The sequence below is a fragment of the Pseudoalteromonas sp. APC 3691 genome, assembly GCF_030408135.1.
Taxonomy (GTDB): Bacteria; Pseudomonadota; Gammaproteobacteria; order Enterobacterales; family Alteromonadaceae; genus Pseudoalteromonas.
In genome coordinates, this window is record NZ_JASDCB010000025.1 from 21,659 (window position 1) to 46,918 (window position 25,260).

A 25,260-nucleotide genomic window follows, 5' to 3' on the forward strand; every position below is an offset into this window, starting at 1 on the left:
TCCCAGCTTTCATTAAACACCGGTTTATAAACTTAAAGTACAAAACGGAAGTAAACTTCCGGTTTCTAACCCAATATTGCTATATTTCGGAAGCAAACTTCCGTTTATAGGAATTCAAAGGTAGTTATCGGAAATATACTTCTGTTTTTGAAAGCGTTGGCCTAGATAGCTATATGAGCCATTTTTCGGGGTCTTATTTGAGCGAAAAGCGGAGGGTCGGGTAAACTCGTTTTTGGACAAAAATGAGTTAGAGCTGAAGGACGGCTCTGTGCCAAAAGCAGCCCTTGAGTGACTTAGTGATAAAGGCTGCAATGATACGATTGCTGACATTTCACTATTTCTTTTTATGCCTTCTCATTGCCATTAATAGACTGTCATTTAGCTATCGCAACAACTTTGACCTTCTTGAATTGGCGGGCATTTCACTGTTCCATAAGAGCAATATACGCAACAATCGCCTTTCAAAGGCTTTAGGAGAACTTTGCAAGATTCACATTCATAATACCACTGGCAAGCGTTGGTTGGCATTTCTTCAGTTTTACTGAAGCCACACTCAGGGCAAGTAATGGTAGAATTTAACTCTATACTTTGCATGTTTGCTCCTTCAAAGGTTTAACAATGTCTAATACGGACATTACAATCATCAAACAAATACCTACATAAAACAAATAAGTGCTCCATTCGTATTGCCATAGTGGATAGAGGGTTAACAAAACCGCTATAGGGCCAATAACCCCAAGAATACCTCTCGCATGATTTTGGTTTTTATACCAGTTATACAAATTTACCAACAATGCCAGAGTTGCAAATATAGGTAACAAGGTATTTACAGCAATTCCCTCAAAGTGAGAGAGAAAGCCTAATCCTAATGCTGATGCTAACGAGCCGAGTGCGGGGAAGCACCCCGTACAACTAAGAGCCGCAAGCCAAACACCACCTGAGCTAACTTTATCTAAAATCTTATTAATCATTTTTAACGTCTAACATTATTTGAATGATTTGAGTATGAACTCCGTAGGTAGGTACGGAGTCAATACTATTTTAGCGAATCGATTATTGGGCAGTGGGATTGATCGTTATTGTTGCGGCATGAATTAGTCATTTCTTTTATGACGACTTCTAAGCGTTGAAGGTCAGCTATCTTATTTTGAATTACGTTCAATTTCAGCAAGCCTAGGGATTCTACTTTGGCACAATCGCCATCCATTGACATCAATGAAGCCACTTCTTTTAGAGTAAAGCCAAGTGCTTTGGCCTTACAGATGAATTGTAATTGTTTGGTGATTGAGTCGTCATAGACACGATAACCATTTTGAGGTTTTTGAGGCTGTTTTATCAAGCCTTCCCGCTCATAAAACCGTATAGTTTCTACGCCTATATCAAGTTCTTTAGCCAACTTGCCTATTGTTTTCATCGTCCAACCATAAAATCAACTTTAATCATGACATTAGTATATCAATACGAAGTAAAATTGCTCGAACTACAATGACTGGTTTTCACTAAAAGCTGCCCTTAGAGCATTTACGTTAACTCGTCTTGGGGCAGAAATGAGTTAAATCGGAAAGGCAGCTCATGGCACAAATGCGTCTGTTCGATTTGGTTGACTCTATTTGTTCAAATCTGACAGTTTTGGTTAGGTCTTATTAAATGAATTCATTCCGCGCTTATCTTGTTAAGCAAAAATGCTAACTAAATCACTATTAAAAGAAAGTCCGCTTAAGTTATTTTCATTAATCAGAGATTTAAACTCAGCATTGCAATAAAGTGCTGTCCCGCCTTGAATGCATGATTTGAAAACAAGATGTTTGTCTGATTTAAATGATAAGGATTTGAGGCCATCCTCAATACCATTCAGGTAAGCCTTTTCAGTAAGAAATTCGTCTTCTTCTTCGAAAACGAGTGGATTAAATAAAATTAGCTCTTTATCACACCTAAGCGGTATAAATTCCCCGTAAACTTGCAGATAGTTCCCTAGGGCAATATACGCTTTATGGTTCAAAACAAGGTAATTCGAAAATAAGTTTACGTCGTAGGCTTGCTATAAAGCTTCTTTTTCAACTTTGCAGCTAAATCCGTTTTTGACTATATCCGTTATTCTAGTTTTGCCGCTTGGAAAGCCAATCTTGGCTAATATTACTGCTTCTTTATAACTGAGGTTATTTTCTTCGGCAATTTGGTCTGCCATCGATACGATATCTAGGTCAATTATATCGTATGTTCTATCTGGTTTGTGCAATTTATAAATATCGAGTTCTTTTCTCATAAGTAATCCTTTGTGAAGTAATATTTGTGCTTATTAAAGATTAATGAAGCCAGAATATCAACTCCTTCGGCAACGCAAGCAGAACCTCATTGGATATTAGCCAAATTTTATTAGGCTGGATTACTAAAGGAGTGCGCATTAGTTATACCTATACTCTATTCATTTATTAGCTTTTACTGTATTCATTTATTAGCTTTTACTGTATTCATTTATTAGCTTTTAATGTATTCATTTATTAGCTTTTAATATAAAACTAGCAACATTTACATAATACAGATTCTCATCTTTGCCTACCAAAGCCCCTAAATATCTTCCATTATGTAGAGCTCACGACCCCCAAAAGTAAAATATAATAGATAGATTACAAGGCGTTAATCGCCTTATTTATCTTCCATAATATCTTTAAGTGCAATGCGTTTTAGCTGAGTGCCATCGCGATACCCTTTTACTAATAATTCATCTAATACAGCGCCGGTGTAAAAGGTATAGCCATTTTCTTCATCAACGGGAAGCTCATAAACAGAGCCTGATATTTGAGGCCAAATCCAATAATTCCCACAGGGTGATAAGTGAGGTAGAACCATTGAACCTGAGCTTACTCTCCATTCATCATCATTTTTCCATGAACAAAACAACACATAGCAGGGTTTGCTATCTATAGTTTGAAACGTTAAAACAACCCACCCCTCTGGCTTGTGTTTCATATATCACTCCATCTTGTTTGTAAAAAAATTTAAGCCTCCATTAACCTTAACCTAATAAGCGAGAACACCCCCTCTTTTTTCTTAAAAAAACACAAAAATAATGAAGCATATATGAACCCAGGATTAATTTTATTGGCACTTTGTTGAATTTTAAAACCAGATTCAAAGAAGATACCAAGAGGTCAGACCAGTTTAACCTTCTCTATTTTTGCGATATCTGCAATCATAGCGACTGCCTTTTGAAAAGCATTAACCTTGCTGGGGCTAGGTGTGAAATTTTAAATTTAAGCTTTTGGGAGTAACGCTAAATATTAATTACGCTTTGGGTGTTTTACTTGAACATAACAACGTCACGTTAAACACAAACATAAAATCGGTTTGGATAAGGTAAAAACAACTCGATAAACCTTCACAGTACTTTAAAGATAAATTTTTTTTGAGAATAAATAATTTGCCCGTAGAAAAAACATTGAACTTAACTTTTGAATTTTAAAGTGAGATTAACCCTTGAAAATAAAACAAAATTTTCAGTGGCTCCAAGGATTGATAAGCCTAATTATGACGAAAGGAATAATGTAAAAATGCTTACCAAGAACAGCTATTCTAAAGATAAACCTTTTAATTTATCACCCATTATCTATAGTGTAAAGACATTTATTTTTTGGGAGGTAAAATTATGACCGTTACAAAGACGAACGCTAACGTTCACAGAGGTCGATTTATTATACGATTTTACTCCCATAAAAATCAGTGCGCACTTAATCCCGAGTCATTTCAGGAGCTGATCCTGGCTTTTAAACTGGAATGTGACCCTAATGTGAAGCTGTTTGCCACCCAGCCTGAGCAAATAGAAGTGACTATAGACAAAAAAGTTTACCGCTATACACCCGACTTCTTAGTCCTATATCATTCTGGCTTCGCTGAATATATTGAAGTTCATCATGAGTCTCAGGTTGATAAAGAGTATCACTCGAAAATTCATCTTTTTAATGAGTACACCCGAAAAAAAGCACAAATAGGTTTACGGTTAATCATCGTCGATAAGCTCAATACTATCTTTATGGCGAACCTTAATCTGATAACAATGTATTACTCGGAGCATTCATTCCCATTAACAATGCTGCCTGATGGAGATTTAACCTTTGGTGAACTCATCGAATGCTTGGAGGGTATAGCTAAAAACCCAGTGGCAGAGGCTTATGGACTAATTGCATCAAATGTATATAAATTCGATATGGAGAAGCCGTTAAACGCCTCTACTACATTGATGCGAGGTCACCTCAAATGATCGGATATGCTACGGGTACTGACTTGACTAATAAGTACGGTAACGTTGAATCTATTGCGTTTGTTGACAGTACATCAATACTCCTTTCCGGTGATGGTATAGAGACTAAGAAGCGCCTATTACCTCGAGACGACTTTGAGAAATCAATTGATGATCAAGGCTTTATATTAAGAAGCGCACAGCATCCACATATTGAACTAACAGAATATCAAAAGTTAACGGTTACATCACGATTGGTTTATCAATCTATCTTGAAAGAACTGGTTAGTGAAGGATACCCTGCTACAACCAAGAAGACATATGATGAGCTCATCAAACGAGTCGAGAGTCAACATCCTGCAACTATAGCCACAAAACACCCGCAATGGAAAACGGTATGTCGCCATTGGCGCGTATGGGTTCAATCAGATTTTAATGATGAAGCGCTTGCGGGAGTGAAGCGTAATAGGCCTATACGGCTAAATGCGGCCACTGAGGCTTTCATACAGCACTACATCGCTACCGTCTATTCGTGTAATAACTCTGCTTTCAAAGGCGCATATTACAGTAACTATAAACGAGAAGCGCAAGAAGCTAGCTTGAAAAATAATGAGATTCAAATCGCATCACAACGCACCTTTTACCGCCGGTTACAAGAGCTTACTGATGCCGAAAAACTTGCTAATTTTAAAGGTCTTTCACAAGCGGAAATCAATAAGCGACTAACAACGCTACGTAAACGAATAAAAACCTATTACGCAATGCAACGCGTTGAATGCGACCGTGTTGTGCTAAATATGTGTTTAATTGATGATAAAACAGGTCTACCGACACCGCCTATTTCTTTGTATGTAGCAATAGACGTTTACACACGCGCACCTATCTCTGTGGTGCTTAGCTTTGAACCTGAAAACTCTGCCGGTGGGCTTAACCTTTTACGTCAAATATTTATGGCGGATAGTAATCTTACAATGAATGGACGTAAACCGACTACATTGATTATGGATAATGGCCCAGGGTTTAATAATCGTTTGATAAAAAAGGCTGCGGAGCGACTTGAGTTAAATATTCATTATACACCTTCAAATCAACCTGCTAAAAAGCCATTCATTGAGTCATTTTTTAACGTATTAAGAGATCACTTTTTTTCGGGTATGAAGATTGAAACGCAAAGTGGTGAGACGAGTATTGGATTTCAAAGTTATTCAGGTAAACGTACTAACCCGAACTCACTCGACACAATTCCATTAGCTAAACGTGCGGATATAAAAGTATCTGATTTTACAAAGCTACTGAATATATTTTTGACAGAATACATGCACAAACACCATAAACAGGCTGGCCATACGCCTATCAAAAAATGGAATCAGTCCATTATTGATACGCCTATGCCTTCATTCACATATGATCAGCTACAACATTGCTTCCACGTGTCCAGAGCCCAGGCCTCACATAAATTACAGCAACGTGGAACTATCAGATGTTTAGGTCAAGATTATTACAGTGATGAGCTAAAACAACTATACGCGGCTACTAAAACAGACATGGAGCTGGGTGAAAACCCCTCTGTTTATGTGTTTCATGACGACCTAGATGCCAGAAAAGTAACAGTTCAAGCAACACTGCCTGGCGAGAACAATCCTGTGGAAATAGTGGCTGATAATATTGACCATCATGATACTAAACTACCAGTCAGCTTTGCTGAACTAAATGGCAATCAAACTCTGACCCAACTCGGAATATATACAGAAACTTTCTCCCATACTCCTACTGGTCACTATGTCGGTGAAATAACTGAATTCGTAAAGCAAAAGCCCAAACGCAAACAGCACAGAGGCCCAAAGGTAGCGTCTTTCAATAAAAATACGAAAGAGAACTTATCCATTGTAGAGCGAATAAAAAAATCTCATAAAGTGAATGAACTTAAATCACAGATATCGCACTCAGGTGAACAAGATACCTACGCAGATACGATAGTGAGCAAAACCAGAGAAATGGCCTCTACCCGTTATAATGATGATGAAGGAAATGAAAAACAATGGTAACTATGCCCAGTACAATTTTCGCATGTGACATACAAATGAAGATATGGCAAAGGATAGCGGAAATCCACAATATGTATCACGTACCTTCAGAGGATAAACGAGCTCAACTTATTTATGGTGCCTCGGGTGCTGGCAAGACGTATATATTAAAGCAGTATCACGCTCAGTTTTTACCTGTTACTAAGCCAGAAAAAACGACAAAACCAATCTTTTATGTCGCTTTTAAGGAGTTTAAAAAAAGTACTGCAGAGATAACTCGATTTTTAATTTCAGAGCTAGACGGAACAACACAAAATTCTCGCACTACTGCAGCTGAATTGGATGCCCAACTTATCTCACTTCTCAAAGGCCTAGAAGTGGAGCTAATCATTCTTGATGAAATTCAGAATATTGCCTCAAGTTATGATGGGATAGAGTTTCAACGAATTATTAAATATTTTTGCTATCTGATCGATAGCAACAAGATCCGTTGTTCGATTATTTTCGCCGGTACAAGCAGTGCTAAGCGCCTTATTACATTTGGTAGAACCGCCGGTAAATTTGACGATGACGAGCAGATGTCTCGTCGACAAATGCGCCCCATTGAAATTAAGCCAATCCTTCCTAAAACGAAAAACTGGATTGCCTGTTGTAATTGGTTCATTCAACAAGTTGGGTTGCCAAATTTAACAAAGGATGAGCACAGTGAGCTACTTGATCGTATTTACCTTGCGTACAGTGAGCACACCATGAGTACAATGCGCGATTTATTTTTACGTAATAACACACGAAATGCAAAAAACTATGATCAGCTTATAGAAGCCTTATTTGAAAACTTTGAGAAATATGCAATTGGGGCTGTCAATCCATTTGATTATGAACTTTTAACAAAAAAAACAATTAGATGCATATCTAAATGAGCAAGATAAAAACCTTAGAAGTCAGTTCTATTCGGGGTTATGCTAATGCGTTTCCCAATAAAACCCTCTTACTATGAAGCGGAGTCAGGTATTGGTTATGTACTTCGTTTACTTAAAAGAAATGGCATACAATCAGAATCTCGCGTACTCAATAAGGCTATGCTAACCAGTATCATCAAAGGTAGATCAACAAAGAACGGACTCCTTGATCACCTTATTCCTATAACTCGCACTTTATCATCATTAAAGATAAAGTGCTGGACACATGCGAGATTGCTAACGCCACAAGTTTGTCCAGATTGTGTTAACCAATATGGGTATTTTAGGGCCCAGTGGCAAAATCCATTTTTACGACACTGTATTATTCATGAGTGTGCCCTGTTATCCGAATGCCCTCATTGCAATTCACCGCTGCAATTTACCATTAATCTTCTAAATGGCCGCTGCACATCACCTTTGTGCGGCTTACGCTTAACGCATATGCCATTGAATAATCAATTAAAATCACCTGAACAAGTCCACGATGCATACCTCATAGCTAAAGTGATAGTTGACGATAGTAATACACGAACGAGTTTCCCACCAAAGGAGATTACCTCCACATTATTAAATAGAGCGGCTGATATTCTTAATAACCCAGATAGTGCTAGAGTATTCTTAAGTGAAAGGGCTAAACGTGTACCAACAGATCTACCGTTGAACATTGAGTTTCACAAAATTGAAATTATTGTTCAGAATTTGCTATGTGAATGGGGGTCATTATCCACACTATATGAAATGTATAATAGCGAGTATATTCGTTCAAAAGCTCCCATAACTCAGCTTTGGTTTGAAGCTCAAACAGCCTCCTCTATAATTGGGATAACCTTTAAACAAATCGCTCTTTTAGTCGAAGTTGGATTGATAAGAACTGATTCAAAAAAGGCCTTAAGAACAGATACTCGCGTTGAAATATCAGGTGTTTATACCTTTTTAGCCGAGTTCAGCCACAATAAAGATTACGTCCCCCTTTCTGAGCTACGTCGCTTTATGGCTCTTCATAATATCTGTATAACTGATGTACTGATAGCTGCTAAAAATAAAGAATTATCAATAACATACAAACCTTCATTAGACTTAATGCATTCCATACACGTTTTGCCTGAAGCATTCGATACCTTTTGTAAATTACATACTCAACTTATAAGAGATAAAACGATGTCCGTTGCAAACGTAGCTGAAGTCACCGGTATACCAAAGGTAGAACTAATGAGGTTGATTAATACCGGTAAGCTCAGGCCCGTTTACATTCATGGCAATAATTCAAAACGTATACTTAATTGTGATACTTTGAAGTTGGCGAAAACGCAAAACAAACAGCTATCACTCGACATTTAGTACTTTGTAATTTCAACTTTAATTTTTAGGCCGAGACATGTTCTCGGTCTATGCTTTATTAATAACAATACCGGCAGTTCACTAAAACTAATCGACTGAATATCAATAAGTTTAACTTTCCCTTTTTTAATAAAGGTTTAGTAACTTCATCCATAACTAAACCTAAATCAAACCAAATTTGAATTAACTCAACATTACAAATGAAGCTTCGCATATCTGCATTTTAACTTTCACTTAAATGGCTTCATTTCTCTTTATCCTAAAAATCCATTTTCTAATCGATTTACTACACTTTTACTAAGTAAATATTAGCGTATAGTGTTCGCCACTAATTTACCGAATACAGAATCTACTTAATTATGTGCTCATTAAAATCAAGTCAGAGTTCTTCAGTGGCAGAATGAGAATCTGCAAGGCAGAATGAGAACTTTTTGGCTGGATGAGAATTTGTGTTGGGGCAGTTTTTAGCTATAAATAATTCTCAATTTAAGAGGCGCAGTACCGATAAAGAACACAAGCTAAGTTATTGTTTTGAAATCTTATTACATGGCTGAGATTCTCAAGTTATATGGCGCCGATCAGAGAAAGTTATGCTTAATAATTTCAAAGCAAAAAAACTAAAACAGATATGCCTTGCTGTAAGTATGTTGTTTTTATGTAGTTGTTCGGCATCTTTTACTTACAATAATTTGAGTTGGCTTTCATCGTTTTGGGTTGACGATTATGTTGATTTAAATAAAAAGCAAAATACACAGCTAAAAAACATAATTACAACAACACAAAATTGGCACCAAACTACCCAGTTACCCGCCTACAGACAAGACATACAAAATATAAAAGTATTGTTTAACCAAACATTGGAGGCTAAACAATTAAAAACACAGGTTGTGCTTGCAAAACAACATTGGCAGAACCTACTTGGATACGCAAAGCTGCCTTTAGCTGAGCTTGGGGCAACCTTATCAAGTGAGCAAAGAGGTGAGCTTTTAAACAATATCCAAATAAAAATTAACGACGAACGCGAAGAGTTTAACGAACAAACCCCGCTTGAGCGAAAAAGTGAGCGTTTAGAAGAGCAATTTGAATACTACGAGCAGTGGATAGGCAAGCTTAATAAACAACAAAAAGCGCTGATTAAATCGACTAATGAGCAACATCAAGACTCAGGAGCGCTGTGGTTAGAGTACAAGCAAAACCGTTTGAATGCAGCCAAACAGGTATTTACAAATGCTGAAATTACAAAAAAAGAATTTATAAATCAGTTAAGTACGGTTATTGAAGAGCGCGAACTTTATATGAGCAACGCGCTATTGAAAAGCAATGAAGTAAACTTAAATTTATATATAAATTTACTCTACAAATTAAACCTAACTCTAAATGATAAACAACGCCAAAGTGTTAATGATCAATTTGATGAGTTAATTGAGACCTTAAACGATATAATAGAAAACTAAATTGTGCGTGAATTATTAAGTTTTAAATTAGCTGTTTAGGCTGGTTTGTTTTTAAACGCAAAAAATGCTTTTTAAAGGGCAATATATGGTTACAGATTTGAAGAGTATCTTAAACACTTGGCATCTCAATAGGGACAACCAAGAATGGGTTTTAGCTACTTTGTACAAAATTGAAGGCTCTAGCTACAGAAAACTAGGGGCTATGATGCTTATATCTAGCCTAGGCGAGCGCCTGGGGATGCTTTCGGGTGGCTGTTTAGAAGCTGACATACAGCGCCATGCTAAACAAGTAATGAGTACTTTAACAAGTAAAACCATCAGTTATGATGCCACCGATGAAGACGATTTAACATTTCAACTTGGTATTGGTTGTGGGGGCATAGTACACATTTTACTGCAGCCCATTCACAAAGCTAATGACTATTTACAGTTAGAGCTTGTATCTAAAGCACTTAATGAGAATAAACCAGGGCGATACCTTCAACAGGTAAGCCCCATTTTGCCAGCCGGTAGTGGTGTATTTACGCAAAATGATGAGTTACATGGTTTATCAATGAACCGCAAAGCGCAGTTGGTAGAATTACAAGGCGCTACGTGCTTGCAAACTTCTATTTATCCGCCTCCTCATTTATTAATAGTGGGTGGTGGGGCCGATGCAGTTCCGGTTTATACATTTGCCAAACAACTTGGTTGGAGTGTAACTGTATGGGATACACGTGCTGCCAATGCAAAAAGGCAATATTTTAAAAATGCTGATGCTATTTTGCGCTTCACACCGAGTGAGTTAAAAGAATATTGCATAACTAATAAAGTCGATGCGGCTATTTTAATGGCTCACAGCGTTGAGCTCGACGCGAGTACGTTAGCTCAATTTAAAGATGTTTCTTTTAAATACATAGGGTTATTGGGTCCTAAGCACAGACGTGAACAAGTTTTAGAGCACGCAAATACGCGTGTTTCACAAATAAAGTCTCCTGTTTTTGGGCCTGTCGGTTTAAATTTAGGCGGCGACTCGCCAGAGAGTATTGCACTATCGCTGATCAGTGAAATACATGCAGTGCTGTGTGACAAAAACGCCCAATCGCTAAGCCATTGGGGGCAAGAGGCGTGCTAATTGCAAAAGTTGTTTTAGCCGCAGGTCAATCATCTCGCTTTAACGGCTGTAAATTAACGGCTGATATCGGGTTTGGCAAAACAATGATTGAGCATGCAGTAAATACACTTCAAGCACTTGATGACACGCCCGTGTATGTAGTTACCGGGGCATGGCATAAAGAAGTATCACAAGCACTGGCAGGTTATAAAAACATAGAGCTCATTGAGAACAAGCAATGGAGCCAAGGTTTAGGTAATTCAATCGCGATAGCTTCTCAAACAGTGTTTAAAAATAAGTCCTTTGATGGGGTTTTATTTATGCTCGCGGATCAGGTTGAGCTAAAAGTAGCGCACTTAAGTGAGCTAGTTACTGGTTTTACACGTAATCCATCGCGCTGGTGCGCAAACTATGGTGAGCGTTTAGGCGTACCCGCTATATTCCCAGCAGTTGATTTATCTCAGCTTACAAGCTTAACTTCAGATAGAGGTGCACAGCAATTACTGCGCTCCAGCAGTGAGGTCGTCAATACAATTAGTTTACATAGTGCGAGTTTAGATATAGATACGCAAGGGCAATTAAGTGAGTTTTTAAGTAAAACAAAATATAAAAATTTTAATGAAAAAATATGACGAGTAGGGTCAGTAGTTATATTTTTAATAGCTATAGTCACTTTTAAAGCTGTTCGTATAGTTTAAAAGTGACTATAGAAATCGTAATTAAGGGGCAAGCTATGGTGACGTTTACAATTAATGGCAAGGTGGTCGAATCACACGCAAGTGAAGATACACCATTGTTATGGGTTATTCGTGATGAAATTGGATTAAAAGGTACGAAGTTTGGTTGCGGTATTGCAATGTGTGGTGCGTGTACAGTGCATTTAGATGGGCAAGCAACCCGCTCATGTGTTTTACCAATTGGCGCAATTGCAGGAAAAAACATTACCACAATTGAAGGGCTTAATAACGAACACCCACTTCAAAAAGCATGGGTTGAAGAGCAAGTACCACAGTGCGGTTACTGTCAGTCGGGGCAAATAATGCAAGCTGCTACATTACTGGCAGCTAATCCAAGTCCTTCAGATGAAGAAATAGTAAGCCATATGAATGGTAACTACTGTCGCTGTATGGCTTATAAACGTATTAAAACTGCTATTCAACGCGCTGCAGATGAGTCACAAAGTGTAGTAAATATATTTGATCCAAATGCACAAGACGCTTAACTGGAGCCGATAATGAAAAAATTATTTCAAAAAAATAGCGAAACCGTTAATTTAAATCGTCGCTCGTTTATGATTGGCACTGCTAGCGCAGGTTTAGTCATGGCGTTTGCCCCTGCGTTATTTTCGGGGTCGGTAAGTGCAAAAGAGTCAATTGCGCAACAGGCTTTTTCACCAACCATTTGGTGGACTATGAGCACCGACGGCGCCGTAGAAGTAAGTATTGCTAAAGCTGAAATGGGTCAACATATTGGTACTGCTCTTGCGCGTATTGTGGCTGATGAGCTTGAATGTGATTGGGATAAAGTATCAATTACCTACGTAGATACCCATGAAAAATGGGGCTTTATGGTAACGGGTGGTTCGTGGTCTGTATTTCAAAGCTTTAAGCCATTATCTCAAGCCGGTGCTGCAGGTCGAATTGCATTAATAGACGCAGGCGCGAAAATGCTCGGTGTGCCTGCAGATAAATGTCGTGCTGAAAAGGGCTATATTATTTCAGGCGAAAAATCGGTTAGTTACGCAGACATAGCCAAAAAAGGCGAGTTTAATCGTACATTCACCAGTGATGAAGTTGCAAACCTTCCACTAAAACCTGCTAATAAGCGTCATTTAACAGGGCTTAAACAAGACTTTAAAGCGCTTGATATACCAGCCAAAACAAATGGCACTGCGGTATATGGTATAGATGTAGAAGTTGAAGGCATGCTGTACGCGCGACCAGTAATACCGCCAACCCGCTATGGCAGTACAGTAACAAACGTTGACGATAGTGCAGCAAAAGCTATTAAAGGTTACAAAGGCTATGAAATTTTAAATGATCCTAGTAACACAGTGCAAGGCTGGGTTGTTGTATTAGCTGATAGTTACCCAAGTGCCATTAAAGCAGTAGATGCTTTAAAGGTGAGTTACAAAAAGGGTGAGTCAGCAAATATATCTGAAGCTGATATTCAAAAAGAAGGTAAGCGATTATGCGAGCAACGCGACTCGGGTACTTTATTTGTTGATCAAGGCGATATAAAGAAAACCCAAGCAGACGCCAGTGAGTCGTTAGAATCAATGTATACCACAGCGACAGCGAGTCATTATCAGCTAGAGCCATTAAATGCGGTTGCAGAATTTAAAGACGGTAATTGGATTATTCATACTGGTAACCAATGGCAGTCACTTACGTTACCTGCGCTTGCTAAAGCACTTGAAATAGAACAAAACAAAGTAATTATTCGTCCTTATTATTTAGGTGGTGGTTTTGGTCGTCGATTATTTGGTGACTGGACTGTACCTGCAGCTCTAACCGCAAAAGCAGTAGGTAAACCAGTAAAACTGGTATTTACACGAGCAGACGATAGTTTATTCGATCAGTCTCGTTCTGCATCTGCTGCAAAAATGACGGCGTCGTTTGATAAAAACGGTACTTTTACTGGTTTAGAGCATGCATTTGCTGCAGGTTGGCCTACTAAAGCAATGGCACCAGGGTTTTTATCACCGGGTGTGGATGGTAAAGGTAAATTTGATGCATTTTCGGCATCGGGCGCTGATCATTGGTACAGCATGAGCAGTCATCGTGCACGTGCTATTAATAACGAAGTTGCACAAAGCACCTTTACTCCTGGTTGGTTACGTTCAGTAGGGCCTGGCTGGATTGCATGGAGCCTTGAGTCGTTTATTGATGAAATTGCCCATAAGCAAGGCAAAGATCCAGTTCAATTGAGAATTGAAATGTTAGACGGTAAAGGCAAGCAAGCGGGTAAAGCACCTGAGAGCGTTGGTGGAGCACTGCGCTTACGTAATGTGCTTAAAACGGTGTCTGATAAAGTAGCTTCTGTTAAATTAGCTAAAGATGAGGGCATTGGTTTTTCTGTAAGCTCAGGGCAAGAACGTACCATGCCAGCATGGCTTGCAACCGCAGCGCATGTTCACGTTAACCGTGATAGTGGTAAAATAACGCTTAAAAAGCTCTATGTTGTTGTAGATGCGGGCTTAATAGTTCACCCTGATGGCGCACTGGCGCAAATTGAAGGGTCGTTACTATGGGGCAGCAGCCTTGCATTGCATGAATCAAATACGTATAAAGATGGACAGGTATCAGCGACTAACTTTAATACTTATTTACCGCTAAGAATGCAAGATGTGCCAGATATTGACATTAAATTTTTACAAAGCGATGAGTTTCCAGTTGGTTTAGGCGAACCTGGCGTTATAGGGGTCGCTCCTGCTATTGGTAATGCTGTGTTTAATGCAGTAGGCGTGCGTTTACGTGACCTACCAATGAAGCCAAGCGAACTTAAAAAAGGCTTAGAAGCGTAAAACAAAAATAACTAAAGGGGGTATGCTTTAAGCTGCCCCTTTTAGTTATTAAATATATTTATGTAATTATTATTTATGTATTAATAAGTAGCGTTGTTTATACCAATTTGCTTAATTAAATGATTAAGTATTATTGCAAATTGGTATTAGGTTGTTATTACTTGTTGATATTAGTTAAGGTTTATTTATGCTAATCGACCCAACAGGGCGAGAGTTTAGTTACTTACGTTTGTCTATTACTGATGTATGTAATTTTAAGTGTGTTTATTGTTTACCAGATGGTTATCAGGGGGGGCACGACCGTGGCTTCCTTACAATTGATGAAATTAGCAACACGCTTAAAGCGTTTGCACACCATGGTATCGAAAAAGTAAGGATCACTGGCGGAGAGCCAACCCTTCGTAAAGACTTTATAGATGTTGTTCGCGCGGCAAAAGATGTCGCGGGCATAAAAAAAATTGCAATGACTACGAATGGTTTTTCCCTTCATAAGAATATTCATGACTGGGTAGATGCAGGCTTAAACGCCATTAATGTAAGTATTGATAGCTTAGATTCACGCATGTTTAACACCATTACTGGGCATGACAAATTTACCTCAGTAATGAAAGGTATTGATACTGCGCTTGAAACGGGTATTGATTCGGTAAAAATAAACAGCGTGCTGATGAAGCAATACAACGCAAAAGAGTTTGATACATTTTTAAATTGGGTTAAACACCGTCCCGTTACCATCCGCTTTATAGAATTGATGCAAACAAACGACAACAAAGCCTTTTTTGATGCTAACCATGTTTCTGGGCAAGTTTTAAAAACTCAGTTATTACAAACGGGTTGGCAGCAAGTTGCGCGTAGTGCATCAGCAGGTCCTGCTCAAGAGTTTGCCCACCCTGATTATCAAGGCAGAATTGGTTTGATCATGCCTTACAGCAACGACTTTTGTAGTACCTGTAATCGATTAAGGGTTACAGCTAAAGGAAATCTGCACTTGTGTCTGTTTTCTGAAGAGGGTATTTCGCTAAGAGAATATATGAACGACAGTTCAAACAGTAAATTAATGGCATTGTTATCTCGTTATATTAAGACCAAAAAACCAACTCACCTTTTACACCAAGGTAATACGGGTATCACTACGAATTTATCCATGTTAGGTGGCTAGTTGTTAAAGCCACTTAGTGATACTAAATCACCAAACGTGTCTCTAAAATACGCTATATCATCCTAAAGAATCAAATAACAGGTTGTGTTTACATGCTCTATACCAACAAGGCTTGTTAAATTATATTTTCACGTTAAACTTACTTTTTATATTTTATCAAGTGATTAGAATGGATATTGCGGCACTTAACAGCACTAAATCATTAAGGAAGAGCGTTCTTAGATGGATGTGTCTTTGTTTTGGTTTTTTATCGCTAGTATTTGCGAGTGTTAATTTAACCGTAAATAACTTTCCATTACTTGGCTATATCGAAATATGTTTTTCCGTTTATTGTATATTTACTTATATTTCAGTTACACGCCGTCCACTACAGTTTTGGCAATCCTTAATAATGTGCGCACTGGTAACGTTAATCATTATTTTAGGTACATACTTAGCATCGCCACGTAATGGTGTGTTTGTATGGTCGTTTGCATTACCTATTTTGTACTACCTGTTGTTAGGTAAACAATACGGTGTAATTTTCTCTGCAAATTTATTAGTTATCCAAGTGCTTATTTTAGGGAGTAAGTCTACTCTTACCCCCTTTGAAACTTTTAACTTATCCCTTAATTTAATCTGTGCTTATTTTAGTATTTGGGCGATTTCTCATGTTTTTGAAGGAAGCCGCTCGCATTTTTCAAAGCGCCTTAAAAATTTAGCGTTACTTGATCCATTAACGGGTGCAGGTAACCGCCTTTCAATGAACCACTACTTTGAAGTAGAACTAAAAGATAAGTCGCAGTTATATTTGTTTTTACTTGATTTAGACTTTTTTAAACAGGTAAATGATGAGCATGGCCATGGTGTGGGTGACCAAGTACTTGTCGAGGTGGCCACTTTACTAAGAGTTGTCCTTGGTAGAGGGTATGTATTTAGAGTAGGCGGTGAAGAGTTTGCCTTATTTAGCTCTTTTGCAAATGAAGAGGCTGCACTTAATACCGCTGAACAAATAAGAGCACGTTTTGAAAATACCACATTTGACATTGACGGCCTTGCAATTAATGTTACAACCAGTATTGGTGTTGCAAAATTTAAAAGTACTAATTCATTGGAAAGCTTTGTAAACCAAGCAGATAAACAGTTATACAAAGCAAAACAATTTGGTCGCAATAAAGTGTATTGTAAGTTTAAAAAAGAACATGACTACGAAACGGTAGTTGCTTAAGCAGGGTTACTTAATACATTTGCTCAAAATTGGGGATCCCGTTTTCCCAAATCGGTTTATCTTTTCCTAAATGCTCGCGCACAGCATCAAAAAACAACCGGGTCCTCACTGGTAAATCTCGGTGCGGATATACGGCATACATCGCACTAAACTCCATCAGTTTTACATCGGTCAATAAAGGCACTAGCTTACCTTGTATTATTTCATCACCAATAATAAATGCAGGGGCGACAAAGTAAGTTGTGCCCGATAATGTTTTCATTAACAATGACTCTGCATCATTAGCACGAAATACACTTTTTATTTTTTGTTCGCAGCGTTCACCCTTACTATCGTAGTAATCTATGGTTTCTACTCGAATAGAATTACTGGCATAGCTTGCTGCTGGTAATTGCGCTAACTCTTCGATTGTTTTTGGCATACCGTAAGTTTCAATAAACTGTGGTGCAGCTAAAATTAATAATCGGTTACGCGCTATTTTACGTGCAATAAGTGACGAATCTTTAGGCTCACCTACACGAAAAGCCAAATCAAATCCTTCAGAGACTATATCTACTAATCTATCGTCTAAACGCAGTTCAACTTCTACTTGCGGAAAGCGTTTTTGAAAATCATTAAGTACAGGTTGTAAATAACGACGACCAATAAGTGTTGATGAAGTGATTTTTAATACGCCACGCGGTTCTAAATGGTAGTTTTCAGCCATGCGTACGGTTTCGCCAAGCAGCTCTCTAAGCTCAGCGGCTTTTTTGATCATTTCGGCACCCGCCGCTGTAAGCGAAAATGAACGCGTTGTGCGGTTAAGTAACCTAACGCCTAACTCATCCTCTAAACGGCTAATTTGTTTAGATATAACAGAGCGATCTATGTTGCGGATTTCTGCAGCTTTTGCAAAAGAGCCTTGCTCAACCACTTCAAGTAACATTAAAAGTCGACTTGTTGTATCCATTATTACACCTTAACTAACCTATTGATGCCATTTTGGCATTAATGAATTTAAAAATCTATGGTTTTTACACACGGGTTTAATCCGTATTATGCGAGGCTAATCAACAATGGAGCGTCTTCATGAACAAACATCTAATTGCTGCTGCACTTACTGCGGCATCTTTAACACTTGCGGGTTGTGCTGATGAGAGCACAGCTCAATCAGCACCTGCACAGCAACTTCAACCAATTGATGTAGCACAGGTGCTTGTTAAGCCGGTACAAAGCTGGCACACATATACAACTCGTTTAGAGTCTCCACAAGAAGTTGCTTTAATGCCGCGTGTATCGGGAATCATCGATAGCATTGAATTTAAAGAAGGCGATGTGGTTAAAGAAGGCGATGTTTTATTTCAATTAGATGCTCGTCCATTTGCTGCTGTGGTTGCTAGTTTAAAAGCGCAAATTAACAGCGCAGAAGCCGCACTTGAACAAGCTAAAAGTGAAGACAAACGTGCGGTACGCTTATTAGACCGTAAGGCAATCTCAACTGAGCAAGCACAAGCGCGTACTTCAACACTACGCCAACGCGAAGCACAGCTTTCTGCACTTCAAGCACAACTTACCTCAGCAGAGCTTGATTTAGAGTTTACGTCAGTAGTATCACCAATTGATGGCATTATTTCTCGCGCAAATATTACCAAAGGTAATAACATACTTGCGGGTCAAAGCGTATTAACGTCAATTGTTTCAAACCAAGCTATGTATGCTTATTTTGATGTTGATGAACGCACATGGAATAGCTCTTTCAATGATGTTACTGCTGCGAGCCATCAAACTGTTGTAATGCAAAAGGTCAGTCAAAGCGATTTTGCATACAAAGGCTACATTAACTTTATTGATAACCAAATTAATTCATCAACAGGTACATTACGCGTACGTGCGGTATTTAATGAAGACAGCAACCAATTACGCGCAGGCTCGTTTGCACGTATTAAGCTTGCAGCCAACTCTATTAGCGACGCGATTATTATCCCAGAACGTGCAATTGGTACCGACTTAAAAAATCGTTTTGTATTAACGGTTGGCGAAAACAACGTACTTGAATACAAACTTATTACTGTAGGTGAAAGATACGGTGCTTTGCGTGCGGTTACATCGGGCCTTAGCGAAGGTGACGTAATTGCAGTAAACGGCCCAGCACGTGTAGGCCCAGGTATGCCAATCTCTCCACAAACAGTAACAATTGATACAAGCGGTGTTGCATTTACATTGTCAAACGACAACGCACAACTTGTGGCTAAGCAATAAGGTTTATTGATGAAATTTTCGCATTTCTTTATACAGCGCCCAATATTTGCGGCAATGCTGTCGTTGGTTATTTTAATTGCTGGTGGTATTTCACTATTCCAACTACCAGTAAGTGAATACCCAGAAGTGGTTCCTCCTACAGTGGTTGTGACTGCAAGTTACCCGGGTGCAAACCCAACCGTTATCGCGCAAACAGTGGCAACACCGCTGGAGCAAGAAATTAACGGTACTGAAAACATGTTGTATATGTTTTCGCAAGGTACAAGCGATGGACGCATGACACTAACGGTAACTTTTGCTTTAGGTACCGATTTAGATCGTGCTCAAGTACAAGTACAAAACCGTGTAAACAGTGCATTGCCACGTTTGCCAGAAGAAGTACAACGTTTAGGTGTTGTAGCCGAAAAATCATCACCCGATTTAACCATGGTGGTGCACTTATATTCGCCTGAAAAAACGCACGACACAGCTTACTTATCTAATTATGCTGATTTAAACATTAAAGATGAAATTGCACGCTTACCAGGCGTAGGTGATATTCGTTTATTTGGTGGTGGCAAATACTCAATGCGCGTATGGCTAAACCCAGATGCTCTTGCTGCACGGGAATTAACAGCAACAGATGTAGTTGCTGCCCTTCGCTCGCAAAACCAACAAGTTGCAGCGGGTAGCTTAGGTGCGCAGCCAATTTCAAACGATAGCCAATTTCAAATACTCTTAAACGTTAAAGGACGTTTAAACAGTATTGAAGAATTTGAAAACGTTATTATTAAAGTAGGCGACGAAGGTCAGTTAACGCGTTTATCTGATATAGCCCGTGTTGATTTAGGCCAAGACACTTACGCACTGCGTGCAGAGCTTGATAATCAACCGGCACTTGCAATGCCAATATTCCAACGCCCAGGTTCAAACGCTATTGAGCTTTCTGATCAAGTACGCGAAACAATGGCGCGCTTATCTAAAGATTTCCCTACTGGTGTTGAATACGACATTGTGTACGACCCTACGGTATTTGTTCGCGGCTCAATTGACGCGGTAATTGCAACGTTGCTTGAAGCAATTGTGCTGGTAGTTATTGTTGTTATTGTATTTTTACAAACGTGGCGTGCATCAATTATTCCATTAATTGCTGTGCCTATTTCGCTCATTGGTACGTTTGCAGTAATGCAGTGGTTAGGTGTCTCAATTAATACCTTGTCGTTGTTTGGCTTAGTATTGGCCATAGGTATTGTTGTAGATGATGCGATTGTAGTTGTTGAAAACGTAGAGCGTAATATTGAAAAAGGCTTATCGCCACTTGAAGCAACCCGCGTTGCAATGAGCGAAGTAACAGGCCCTATTATTGCCATTGCGCTAGTACTAAGTGCTGTATTTATTCCTACAGCGTTTATTACCGGTTTATCAGGTCAGTTTTATAAGCAATTTGCACTTACAATTACAATTTCGACGATTATCTCAGCGTTTAACTCATTAACGTTATCGCCTGCGCTTGCTGCACTGTTATTAAAATCACATGATGCAAAACCAGATGCGTTCACGCGTTTACTTAATAAATTGTTTGGTCGTTGGTTATTTGAACCATTTAACCGCGTTTTTAATCGTGGTGCTAAAGGGTACGAAAAACTGGTACAAAAACTAATCCGTATGACCGTTGTTGTAATGGTGGCTTATATTGCACTTGTTGGCGGCACAATTAAGTTATTTGATACCGTACCTGGTGGCTTTATTCCACAGCAAGATAAACAGTATTTAGTGGCTATTGCGCAGTTGCCTGACGCATCAAGCCTTGATCGTACTGAAGATGTACTTGCTCAAATGCAGCAAATTGCATTAGAAGTACCAGGCGTTGCACATACTGTTGCTTTTCCTGGCTTATCAGTGAACGGTTTTACAAATAGCCCTAACAGCGGCATTGTATTTACACCACTTGAAAGCTTTGACAAACGTACCGACCCAAGTAAGTCTGCGATGGCAATTGCGGCACAGCTAAACCAGCGTTTTGCAGCGATTGATGAAGCCTTTGTTGCTGTATTTCCGCCACCTCCAATTCAAGGCCTAGGCACAACAGGTGGTTTTAAACTGCAACTTGAAGACAGAGCAAATAAAGGGTTTGAAGCATTATTTAATAGCCTACAAACGGTTATTGGTAAGGCGCAGCAAGACCCTGCATTAATGGGACTTTACTCAAGCTTTAGAATTCAAGTTCCACAAATGGATATAGATATTGACCGTGAACAAGCACTTATTCAAGGTATTCCACTTGATGAAGTATTTAATGCACTGCAAATTTACTTAGGCTCTGTGTATGTAAACGACTTTAATATGTTTGGTCGTACTTACCAAGTAAATGCGCAAGCTGATGCTGATTACCGTAAAGAACCTGAGCAAATACTTAACTTAAAAGTACGTAACCGTGCAGGCCATATGGTGCCATTAGGATCTGTATTAACAGTAACCCCAACGATTGGTCCTGACCGTGTTATGCATTACAACGGTTACCCAAGTGCCGAGCTTAATGGTAGCCCAGCACCGGGTTATAGCTCTGACCAAGCACAGTTAGCTATTGAAAAAGTACTCGCAGACACACTGCCATCAGGTATTGAGTACGAGTGGACTGAAGTAACGTACCAACAAGTACTTGCGGGTAATACAATGGTTTATGTATTCCCGTTAGTTGTATTGCTTGTATTTATGGTACTTGCAGCGCAGTACGAGAGCTTACGTTTACCACTTGCGATTATATTAATTGTACCGATGACTATTTTCTCTGCTTTATCAGGTGTGTGGTTTGTTGGCTCTGACAACAACATATTCACCCAAATAGCGCTCATAGTTCTGGTCGCGTTGGCTTCTAAAAATGCGATATTGATGGTTGAGTTTGCAAAAGATAGACACGACACAGGCTTATCGCACTTAGAGGCAATACTTGAGGCATGTCGTATGCGTTTGCGCCCAATATTAATGACCTCAATTGCATTTACAGCAGGTGTTGTACCGTTAGTGCTTGCTACAGGTGCAGGCGCTGAGATGCGTCACGCAATGGGTAACGCAGTATTCTCAGGCATGATAGGTGTAACTGTATTTGGTTTATTATTTACGCCGGTGTTTTACATGCTAGTAACGAGCAAAAAAGATAAAGCGCAGGAGAATACTCATGACTAAATTAATGCAAAAAAGACTTAAAACAAGTCTGACTGCCAGTGCGGTATTAGTCGCTGCGTTTTTAGCCGGGTGTGCGAGTAAAATTGACACCATGAGCGAGCAAAAAGCCGTTAACGAATTTGTTGCCAAAGCTAATATTGCTAGTAACGTTAGCGTTGCTGATGAAACAAACTGGTGGAAAAAGCTTAATTCTGATCAACTGAATGAGCTTGTTACTGGTGCGCTAGCAAATAACTATAATTTGCAAACAAGCCAGCTAACACTTAAAAGTGCATTAGCGCGTTTAGGAGAGCAAAAAGCCCAATACCTACCGCAAGGTGGCGTAAATGTTGGCGCAGCTCGAAGCGATGCACCAAGCGTGTTTGACCGCCAATCAAGTGCAAACGTTGCACTTGATTGGCAGCTAGATTTATTTGGTCGCATAACGGCGTTGGTTGATGCTGCAAATGCATCGGCCATGAGCCAAGCAGAGCAAGTACGTTTACTGCAAATTGAAGTTGTTTCGTCAGTTGTTAAAGGCTTTGTAAGTTATCAAGGAAATGTTGAAAAACAACACATTGTTACGCTTCAAATTGAAGCCCTTGAGCAAAGTATTGACGTACTACAAGCTCGCGTTGACGAAGGCGTCGCAAACGAGCTTGATTTAAACCGTACGATGGCGCAGCTTAAGCAGCAACAAGCACTAATACCTGCTATTGAATATGCAAAATACAGCGATTTATCGGCACTTGCGGTACTAAGCGGTAAGTTAACGCAAAATATTGCTATTGAAAATGAGCAAAGCGTGCTTGAACGTGACTTTAGCGTCTCACTAAAAAACGCTAATAATGCCATTGCCTTACGCCCAGATATTAGCCGTGCGCTGTTTGATTTTAGCCAAGCAAATAGTTTAAGTGTTGCAGCGAGCAAAGCGTTATTACCCGATATTAGCTTATCTGCATTTGCAGGGGTTGTGAGTATAGACAGCACAGGCTTAAAAAATACCGACCAACAGTGGCAAGTAGCGCCGCAGTTACAATGGTCGTTATTAAGCTACCCAACATTATTAGCACAGCGCGACGCGCAGCAGTTTTTAAGTGAAGCCGCTTACAGCGATTATCAACAAGTGGTATTAACTGCACTAAGTGAAAGTGAACTTTCACTGCAATTGTTGGTCAATCAAGCACAGCAAAAACGCTTTGCAGATGAGCGCTATGACTTTGCTAATAAAGCATTTTTACAAGCCCAAGCAATGTATGAAGAAGGCCAAATTCCTTATCTTGAGTTGTTAGATGCGCGTCAGGATGTTTTAATAGCACAAGAAAATGCTGTTGAAACAACAATTTCTTCACTGCTTGCCAAAGTAAATGCTTACCAGTCATTTAATGGCCAATGGAGTTATGCGTTAAACGACACTAATAAGTAGAGTTATATTGATGCCAAATACTGAAAATTTACATGAATACATTATCCCGCAAACGATGCGCGCTATTGTACTGCCAGAACCAAATGAAGCAATTGACTTAGCAGATGCTGAGCTGCCTGTTCCAGACTGTGCAGATAACGAGCTGCTTGTAAAAGTAGAGTACGTTGGTTTAAATCCAGTTGATGGTCAATTTGCTAAAACAGGCTTTTGTAAATGGCAGTATCCACACATTTTAGGCTTAGATGCTGTAGGTGTTGTGGTTAAAGCTAATAAAGGTGTGTTTCCAAATGTTGGCCAGCGGGTTATGTGGCATGCCAACATTGGTGAGCAAGGTGCTTTGAGCGAATACACCAAAGTACCTAACTTTGCAGTGTCGGTTGTGCCAAGCGGTTTAAATCCGGCCATAGCAGCAACACTTCCATGCGCCGGTATGGCAGCACTTATCAGCTTAGATAAAATAGGCATTAGTGAAGGCGATACTATTTTTATTGAAGGCGGAGCCGGAGCGGTAGGGCAGTTTGCTATTCAATATGCAAAACAGCGTGGTGCAGATGTATTTACCACCGCATCAAAGCGTAACCATAAATTGGTTAAGCAGCTAGGCGCTGATGTGGTTTTTGACTATAGCGATAAAAAGCTATGCGAAAAAATCCGCAGAGAACTTGGCCCGCAAGGCTTTGATGCGGTTATTGATACGATAGGTGGAGAGTGTACTCAGCGTAATATTGAGCTAATGCGTTTTTGCGGACGTATTGCCTGCTTAAATCCGCTACCTTGTTTTGATCAAGACTTAATGTATCACCGAGCGCCGAATATTAGCGTTGTATCGATTGGTGGTGCATGGCTTGCTAATAGTTTATGTGCACAACAACGCTTGAGCTTTATGGGCAACCTGTTACTTGAAGGCGCTGTTAGTGGCGACATTAAACACCCAGAAATAACGCCCGTAGACTTTAGTGCTGAGTCAGTATCGCAAGCGCTTAATAAACAACTTGCTGGTGGTTTTACCGGCAAGCAAATTGTTAAAGTTGCTAAGTGAAGCGCTTATACAATTTGATTTAAATTTAAGTAGTTTTAGCTAGATTAACTGATAATGTAGCCTCTACAAATTGAATAAAAACGTAGCCTATTTGTGCTGCGTTTTTTTATGCCCATAAAAAAATAGATACAGCGCTAGGGTCTGTTGATCTTTCAAGGTTGAATTTGCAGCAGTCTGTTTGGTATTTAGGCAAGGCAGAGCCTATGTAGTGTGGTTATTCCCCATAAATGGGCGATAACGTAGCATTAATGACAAACAGGCGCTGCCCAAAGGGTTCTTCCTAGGGGCTATTTACTCTTTGTTGCTCGGTTTTTACTTAGCCCACTAGGTTACAAACCTCGCGCCGCGATTAAATAGCCCCTAGTTTGAACAAATTTTAATCCGCAAAGATCAACAGACCCTAGAGCTTTTGCTGTTTTATT

Annotated in this window: 22 protein-coding genes; 15 read left to right on the top strand and 7 right to left on the bottom strand. The window is 39.3% G+C overall.

Going from position 1 to position 25,260, the window contains the following annotated elements:
- Positions 1-378: 378 nt before the first annotated feature.
- The 6 genes from QL998_RS09970 to QL998_RS09995 form a co-directional block, all read right to left on the bottom strand.
- Complete coding sequence (locus QL998_RS09970; RefSeq protein WP_076916053.1) at positions 379-594, bottom strand: GDCCVxC domain-containing (seleno)protein; 216 nt, start codon at positions 592-594, stop codon at positions 379-381.
- Positions 582-971, bottom strand: a complete 390-nt coding sequence (gene merC, locus QL998_RS09975) for an organomercurial transporter MerC (RefSeq protein WP_024601094.1) — start codon at positions 969-971, stop codon at positions 582-584. Before merC ends, QL998_RS09970 begins: the two co-directional genes overlap by 13 nt.
- A gap of 65 nt (positions 972-1,036) precedes the next feature.
- Positions 1,037-1,414: a MerR family transcriptional regulator gene (locus QL998_RS09980; RefSeq protein WP_010557530.1), complete on the bottom strand. Its 378-nt coding sequence runs from the start codon at positions 1,412-1,414 to the stop codon at positions 1,037-1,039.
- 258 nt (positions 1,415-1,672) lie between these two features.
- A complete protein-coding gene (locus QL998_RS09985; RefSeq protein WP_055011433.1) occupies positions 1,673-1,999 on the bottom strand; it encodes a hypothetical protein in 327 nt (108 codons plus the stop codon).
- Between the two features lie 39 nt (positions 2,000-2,038).
- Complete coding sequence (locus tag QL998_RS09990) at positions 2,039-2,263, bottom strand: hypothetical protein (protein WP_069438784.1); 225 nt, start codon at positions 2,261-2,263, stop codon at positions 2,039-2,041.
- 380 nt (positions 2,264-2,643) lie between these two features.
- On the bottom strand, positions 2,644-2,967 hold the full coding sequence (locus QL998_RS09995; RefSeq protein WP_069438783.1) for a hypothetical protein: 324 nt from the start codon (positions 2,965-2,967) through the stop codon (positions 2,644-2,646).
- A 676-nt stretch (positions 2,968-3,643) separates the two neighbouring features.
- Here QL998_RS09995 and QL998_RS10000 point away from each other — a divergent pair.
- From QL998_RS10000 to QL998_RS10050, 11 genes are all read left to right on the top strand, one after another.
- Positions 3,644-4,255 carry a TnsA endonuclease N-terminal domain-containing protein gene (locus QL998_RS10000; protein WP_069438782.1) on the top strand — a complete coding sequence of 204 codons (612 nt, stop codon included), beginning with the start codon at positions 3,644-3,646 and terminating at the stop codon, positions 4,253-4,255.
- A complete protein-coding gene (locus QL998_RS10005; RefSeq protein ID WP_214552594.1) occupies positions 4,252-6,279 on the top strand; it encodes a DDE-type integrase/transposase/recombinase in 2,028 nt (675 codons plus the stop codon). The genes QL998_RS10000 and QL998_RS10005 overlap by 4 nt, the downstream gene beginning before the upstream one ends.
- A gap of 35 nt (positions 6,280-6,314) precedes the next feature.
- Complete coding sequence (locus tag QL998_RS10010; protein WP_290192593.1) at positions 6,315-7,178, top strand: TniB family NTP-binding protein; 864 nt, start codon at positions 6,315-6,317, stop codon at positions 7,176-7,178.
- A 45-nt stretch (positions 7,179-7,223) separates the two neighbouring features.
- Positions 7,224-8,555, top strand: a complete 1,332-nt coding sequence (locus tag QL998_RS10015) for a hypothetical protein (RefSeq protein WP_139129352.1) — start codon at positions 7,224-7,226, stop codon at positions 8,553-8,555.
- A 590-nt stretch (positions 8,556-9,145) separates the two neighbouring features.
- Positions 9,146-10,009 carry a DUF6279 family lipoprotein gene (locus QL998_RS10020; RefSeq protein WP_290192594.1) on the top strand — a complete coding sequence of 288 codons (864 nt, stop codon included), beginning with the start codon at positions 9,146-9,148 and terminating at the stop codon, positions 10,007-10,009.
- An 85-nt stretch (positions 10,010-10,094) separates the two neighbouring features.
- The gene (locus tag QL998_RS10025) at positions 10,095-11,123 is read left to right on the top strand and encodes an XdhC/CoxI family protein (RefSeq protein WP_290192595.1); all 1,029 of its coding nucleotides are present in this window, start codon (positions 10,095-10,097) and stop codon (positions 11,121-11,123) included.
- A complete protein-coding gene (locus QL998_RS10030) occupies positions 11,117-11,734 on the top strand; it encodes a nucleotidyltransferase family protein (protein ID WP_290192596.1) in 618 nt (205 codons plus the stop codon). Before QL998_RS10025 ends, QL998_RS10030 begins: the two co-directional genes overlap by 7 nt.
- A gap of 101 nt (positions 11,735-11,835) precedes the next feature.
- Positions 11,836-12,324, top strand: a complete 489-nt coding sequence (locus tag QL998_RS10035) for a (2Fe-2S)-binding protein (protein WP_007582016.1) — start codon at positions 11,836-11,838, stop codon at positions 12,322-12,324.
- A 12-nt stretch (positions 12,325-12,336) separates the two neighbouring features.
- Positions 12,337-14,628: a molybdopterin cofactor-binding domain-containing protein gene (locus QL998_RS10040; protein WP_290192597.1), complete on the top strand. Its 2,292-nt coding sequence runs from the start codon at positions 12,337-12,339 to the stop codon at positions 14,626-14,628.
- 187 nt (positions 14,629-14,815) lie between these two features.
- Positions 14,816-15,787: a GTP 3',8-cyclase MoaA gene (gene moaA / locus QL998_RS10045; protein ID WP_024598551.1), complete on the top strand. Its 972-nt coding sequence runs from the start codon at positions 14,816-14,818 to the stop codon at positions 15,785-15,787.
- Between the two features lie 169 nt (positions 15,788-15,956).
- Entirely contained in the window at positions 15,957-16,994 is a 1,038-nt protein-coding gene (locus tag QL998_RS10050; protein ID WP_024598550.1) for a GGDEF domain-containing protein, read from the top strand.
- Between the two features lie 10 nt (positions 16,995-17,004).
- On the opposite strand, the gene QL998_RS10055 is transcribed toward QL998_RS10050, so the two are convergent.
- Positions 17,005-17,943, bottom strand: coding sequence for a LysR substrate-binding domain-containing protein (locus tag QL998_RS10055; protein ID WP_007582020.1), 939 nt, complete (start codon positions 17,941-17,943; stop codon positions 17,005-17,007).
- A 119-nt stretch (positions 17,944-18,062) separates the two neighbouring features.
- Here QL998_RS10055 and QL998_RS10060 point away from each other — a divergent pair, with 119 nt between their 5' ends.
- Genes QL998_RS10060 through QL998_RS10075 form a run of 4 tightly spaced genes read left to right on the top strand, consistent with a single transcriptional unit; the run spans position 18,063 to position 24,838 of the window.
- On the top strand, positions 18,063-19,232 hold the full coding sequence (locus tag QL998_RS10060) for an efflux RND transporter periplasmic adaptor subunit (protein ID WP_182197399.1): 1,170 nt from the start codon (positions 18,063-18,065) through the stop codon (positions 19,230-19,232).
- Positions 19,233-19,241: 9 nt separating this feature from the next.
- The gene (locus QL998_RS10065) at positions 19,242-22,394 is read left to right on the top strand and encodes a multidrug efflux RND transporter permease subunit (RefSeq protein WP_290192598.1); all 3,153 of its coding nucleotides are present in this window, start codon (positions 19,242-19,244) and stop codon (positions 22,392-22,394) included.
- Positions 22,387-23,799 carry a TolC family protein gene (locus QL998_RS10070; RefSeq protein ID WP_182197402.1) on the top strand — a complete coding sequence of 471 codons (1,413 nt, stop codon included), beginning with the start codon at positions 22,387-22,389 and terminating at the stop codon, positions 23,797-23,799. The genes QL998_RS10065 and QL998_RS10070 overlap by 8 nt, the downstream gene beginning before the upstream one ends.
- Positions 23,800-23,809: 10 nt before the next feature.
- The gene (locus QL998_RS10075) at positions 23,810-24,838 is read left to right on the top strand and encodes a zinc-binding dehydrogenase (protein ID WP_182197403.1); all 1,029 of its coding nucleotides are present in this window, start codon (positions 23,810-23,812) and stop codon (positions 24,836-24,838) included.
- The last annotated feature ends 422 nt before the right edge of the window (positions 24,839-25,260 follow it).

What these genes read in the sequence shown, in the direction of transcription:
- QL998_RS09970 (WP_076916053.1), bottom strand. Translation starts at nt 594, where the DNA reads ATGCAAAGTATAGAGTTAAATTCTACCATTACTTGCCCTGAGTGTGGC.
- merC (WP_024601094.1), bottom strand. Translation starts at nt 971, where the DNA reads ATGATTAATAAGATTTTAGATAAAGTTAGCTCAGGTGGTGTTTGGCTT.
- QL998_RS09980 (WP_010557530.1), bottom strand. Translation starts at nt 1,414, where the DNA reads ATGAAAACAATAGGCAAGTTGGCTAAAGAACTTGATATAGGCGTAGAA.
- QL998_RS09990 (WP_069438784.1), bottom strand. Translation starts at nt 2,263, where the DNA reads ATGAGAAAAGAACTCGATATTTATAAATTGCACAAACCAGATAGAACA.
- QL998_RS09995 (WP_069438783.1), bottom strand. Translation starts at nt 2,967, where the DNA reads ATGAAACACAAGCCAGAGGGGTGGGTTGTTTTAACGTTTCAAACTATA.
- QL998_RS10000 (WP_069438782.1), top strand. Translation starts at nt 3,644, where the DNA reads ATGACCGTTACAAAGACGAACGCTAACGTTCACAGAGGTCGATTTATT.
- QL998_RS10005 (WP_214552594.1), top strand. Translation starts at nt 4,252, where the DNA reads ATGATCGGATATGCTACGGGTACTGACTTGACTAATAAGTACGGTAAC.
- QL998_RS10010 (WP_290192593.1), top strand. Translation starts at nt 6,315, where the DNA reads ATGAAGATATGGCAAAGGATAGCGGAAATCCACAATATGTATCACGTA.
- QL998_RS10015 (WP_139129352.1), top strand. Translation starts at nt 7,224, where the DNA reads ATGCGTTTCCCAATAAAACCCTCTTACTATGAAGCGGAGTCAGGTATT.
- QL998_RS10020 (WP_290192594.1), top strand. Translation starts at nt 9,146, where the DNA reads ATGCTTAATAATTTCAAAGCAAAAAAACTAAAACAGATATGCCTTGCT.
- QL998_RS10025 (WP_290192595.1), top strand. Translation starts at nt 10,095, where the DNA reads ATGGTTACAGATTTGAAGAGTATCTTAAACACTTGGCATCTCAATAGG.
- QL998_RS10035 (WP_007582016.1), top strand. Translation starts at nt 11,836, where the DNA reads ATGGTGACGTTTACAATTAATGGCAAGGTGGTCGAATCACACGCAAGT.
- QL998_RS10040 (WP_290192597.1), top strand. Translation starts at nt 12,337, where the DNA reads ATGAAAAAATTATTTCAAAAAAATAGCGAAACCGTTAATTTAAATCGT.
- moaA (WP_024598551.1), top strand. Translation starts at nt 14,816, where the DNA reads ATGCTAATCGACCCAACAGGGCGAGAGTTTAGTTACTTACGTTTGTCT.
- QL998_RS10050 (WP_024598550.1), top strand. Translation starts at nt 15,957, where the DNA reads ATGGATATTGCGGCACTTAACAGCACTAAATCATTAAGGAAGAGCGTT.
- QL998_RS10055 (WP_007582020.1), bottom strand. Translation starts at nt 17,943, where the DNA reads ATGGATACAACAAGTCGACTTTTAATGTTACTTGAAGTGGTTGAGCAA.
- QL998_RS10060 (WP_182197399.1), top strand. Translation starts at nt 18,063, where the DNA reads ATGAACAAACATCTAATTGCTGCTGCACTTACTGCGGCATCTTTAACA.
- QL998_RS10065 (WP_290192598.1), top strand. Translation starts at nt 19,242, where the DNA reads ATGAAATTTTCGCATTTCTTTATACAGCGCCCAATATTTGCGGCAATG.
- QL998_RS10070 (WP_182197402.1), top strand. Translation starts at nt 22,387, where the DNA reads ATGACTAAATTAATGCAAAAAAGACTTAAAACAAGTCTGACTGCCAGT.
- QL998_RS10075 (WP_182197403.1), top strand. Translation starts at nt 23,810, where the DNA reads ATGCCAAATACTGAAAATTTACATGAATACATTATCCCGCAAACGATG.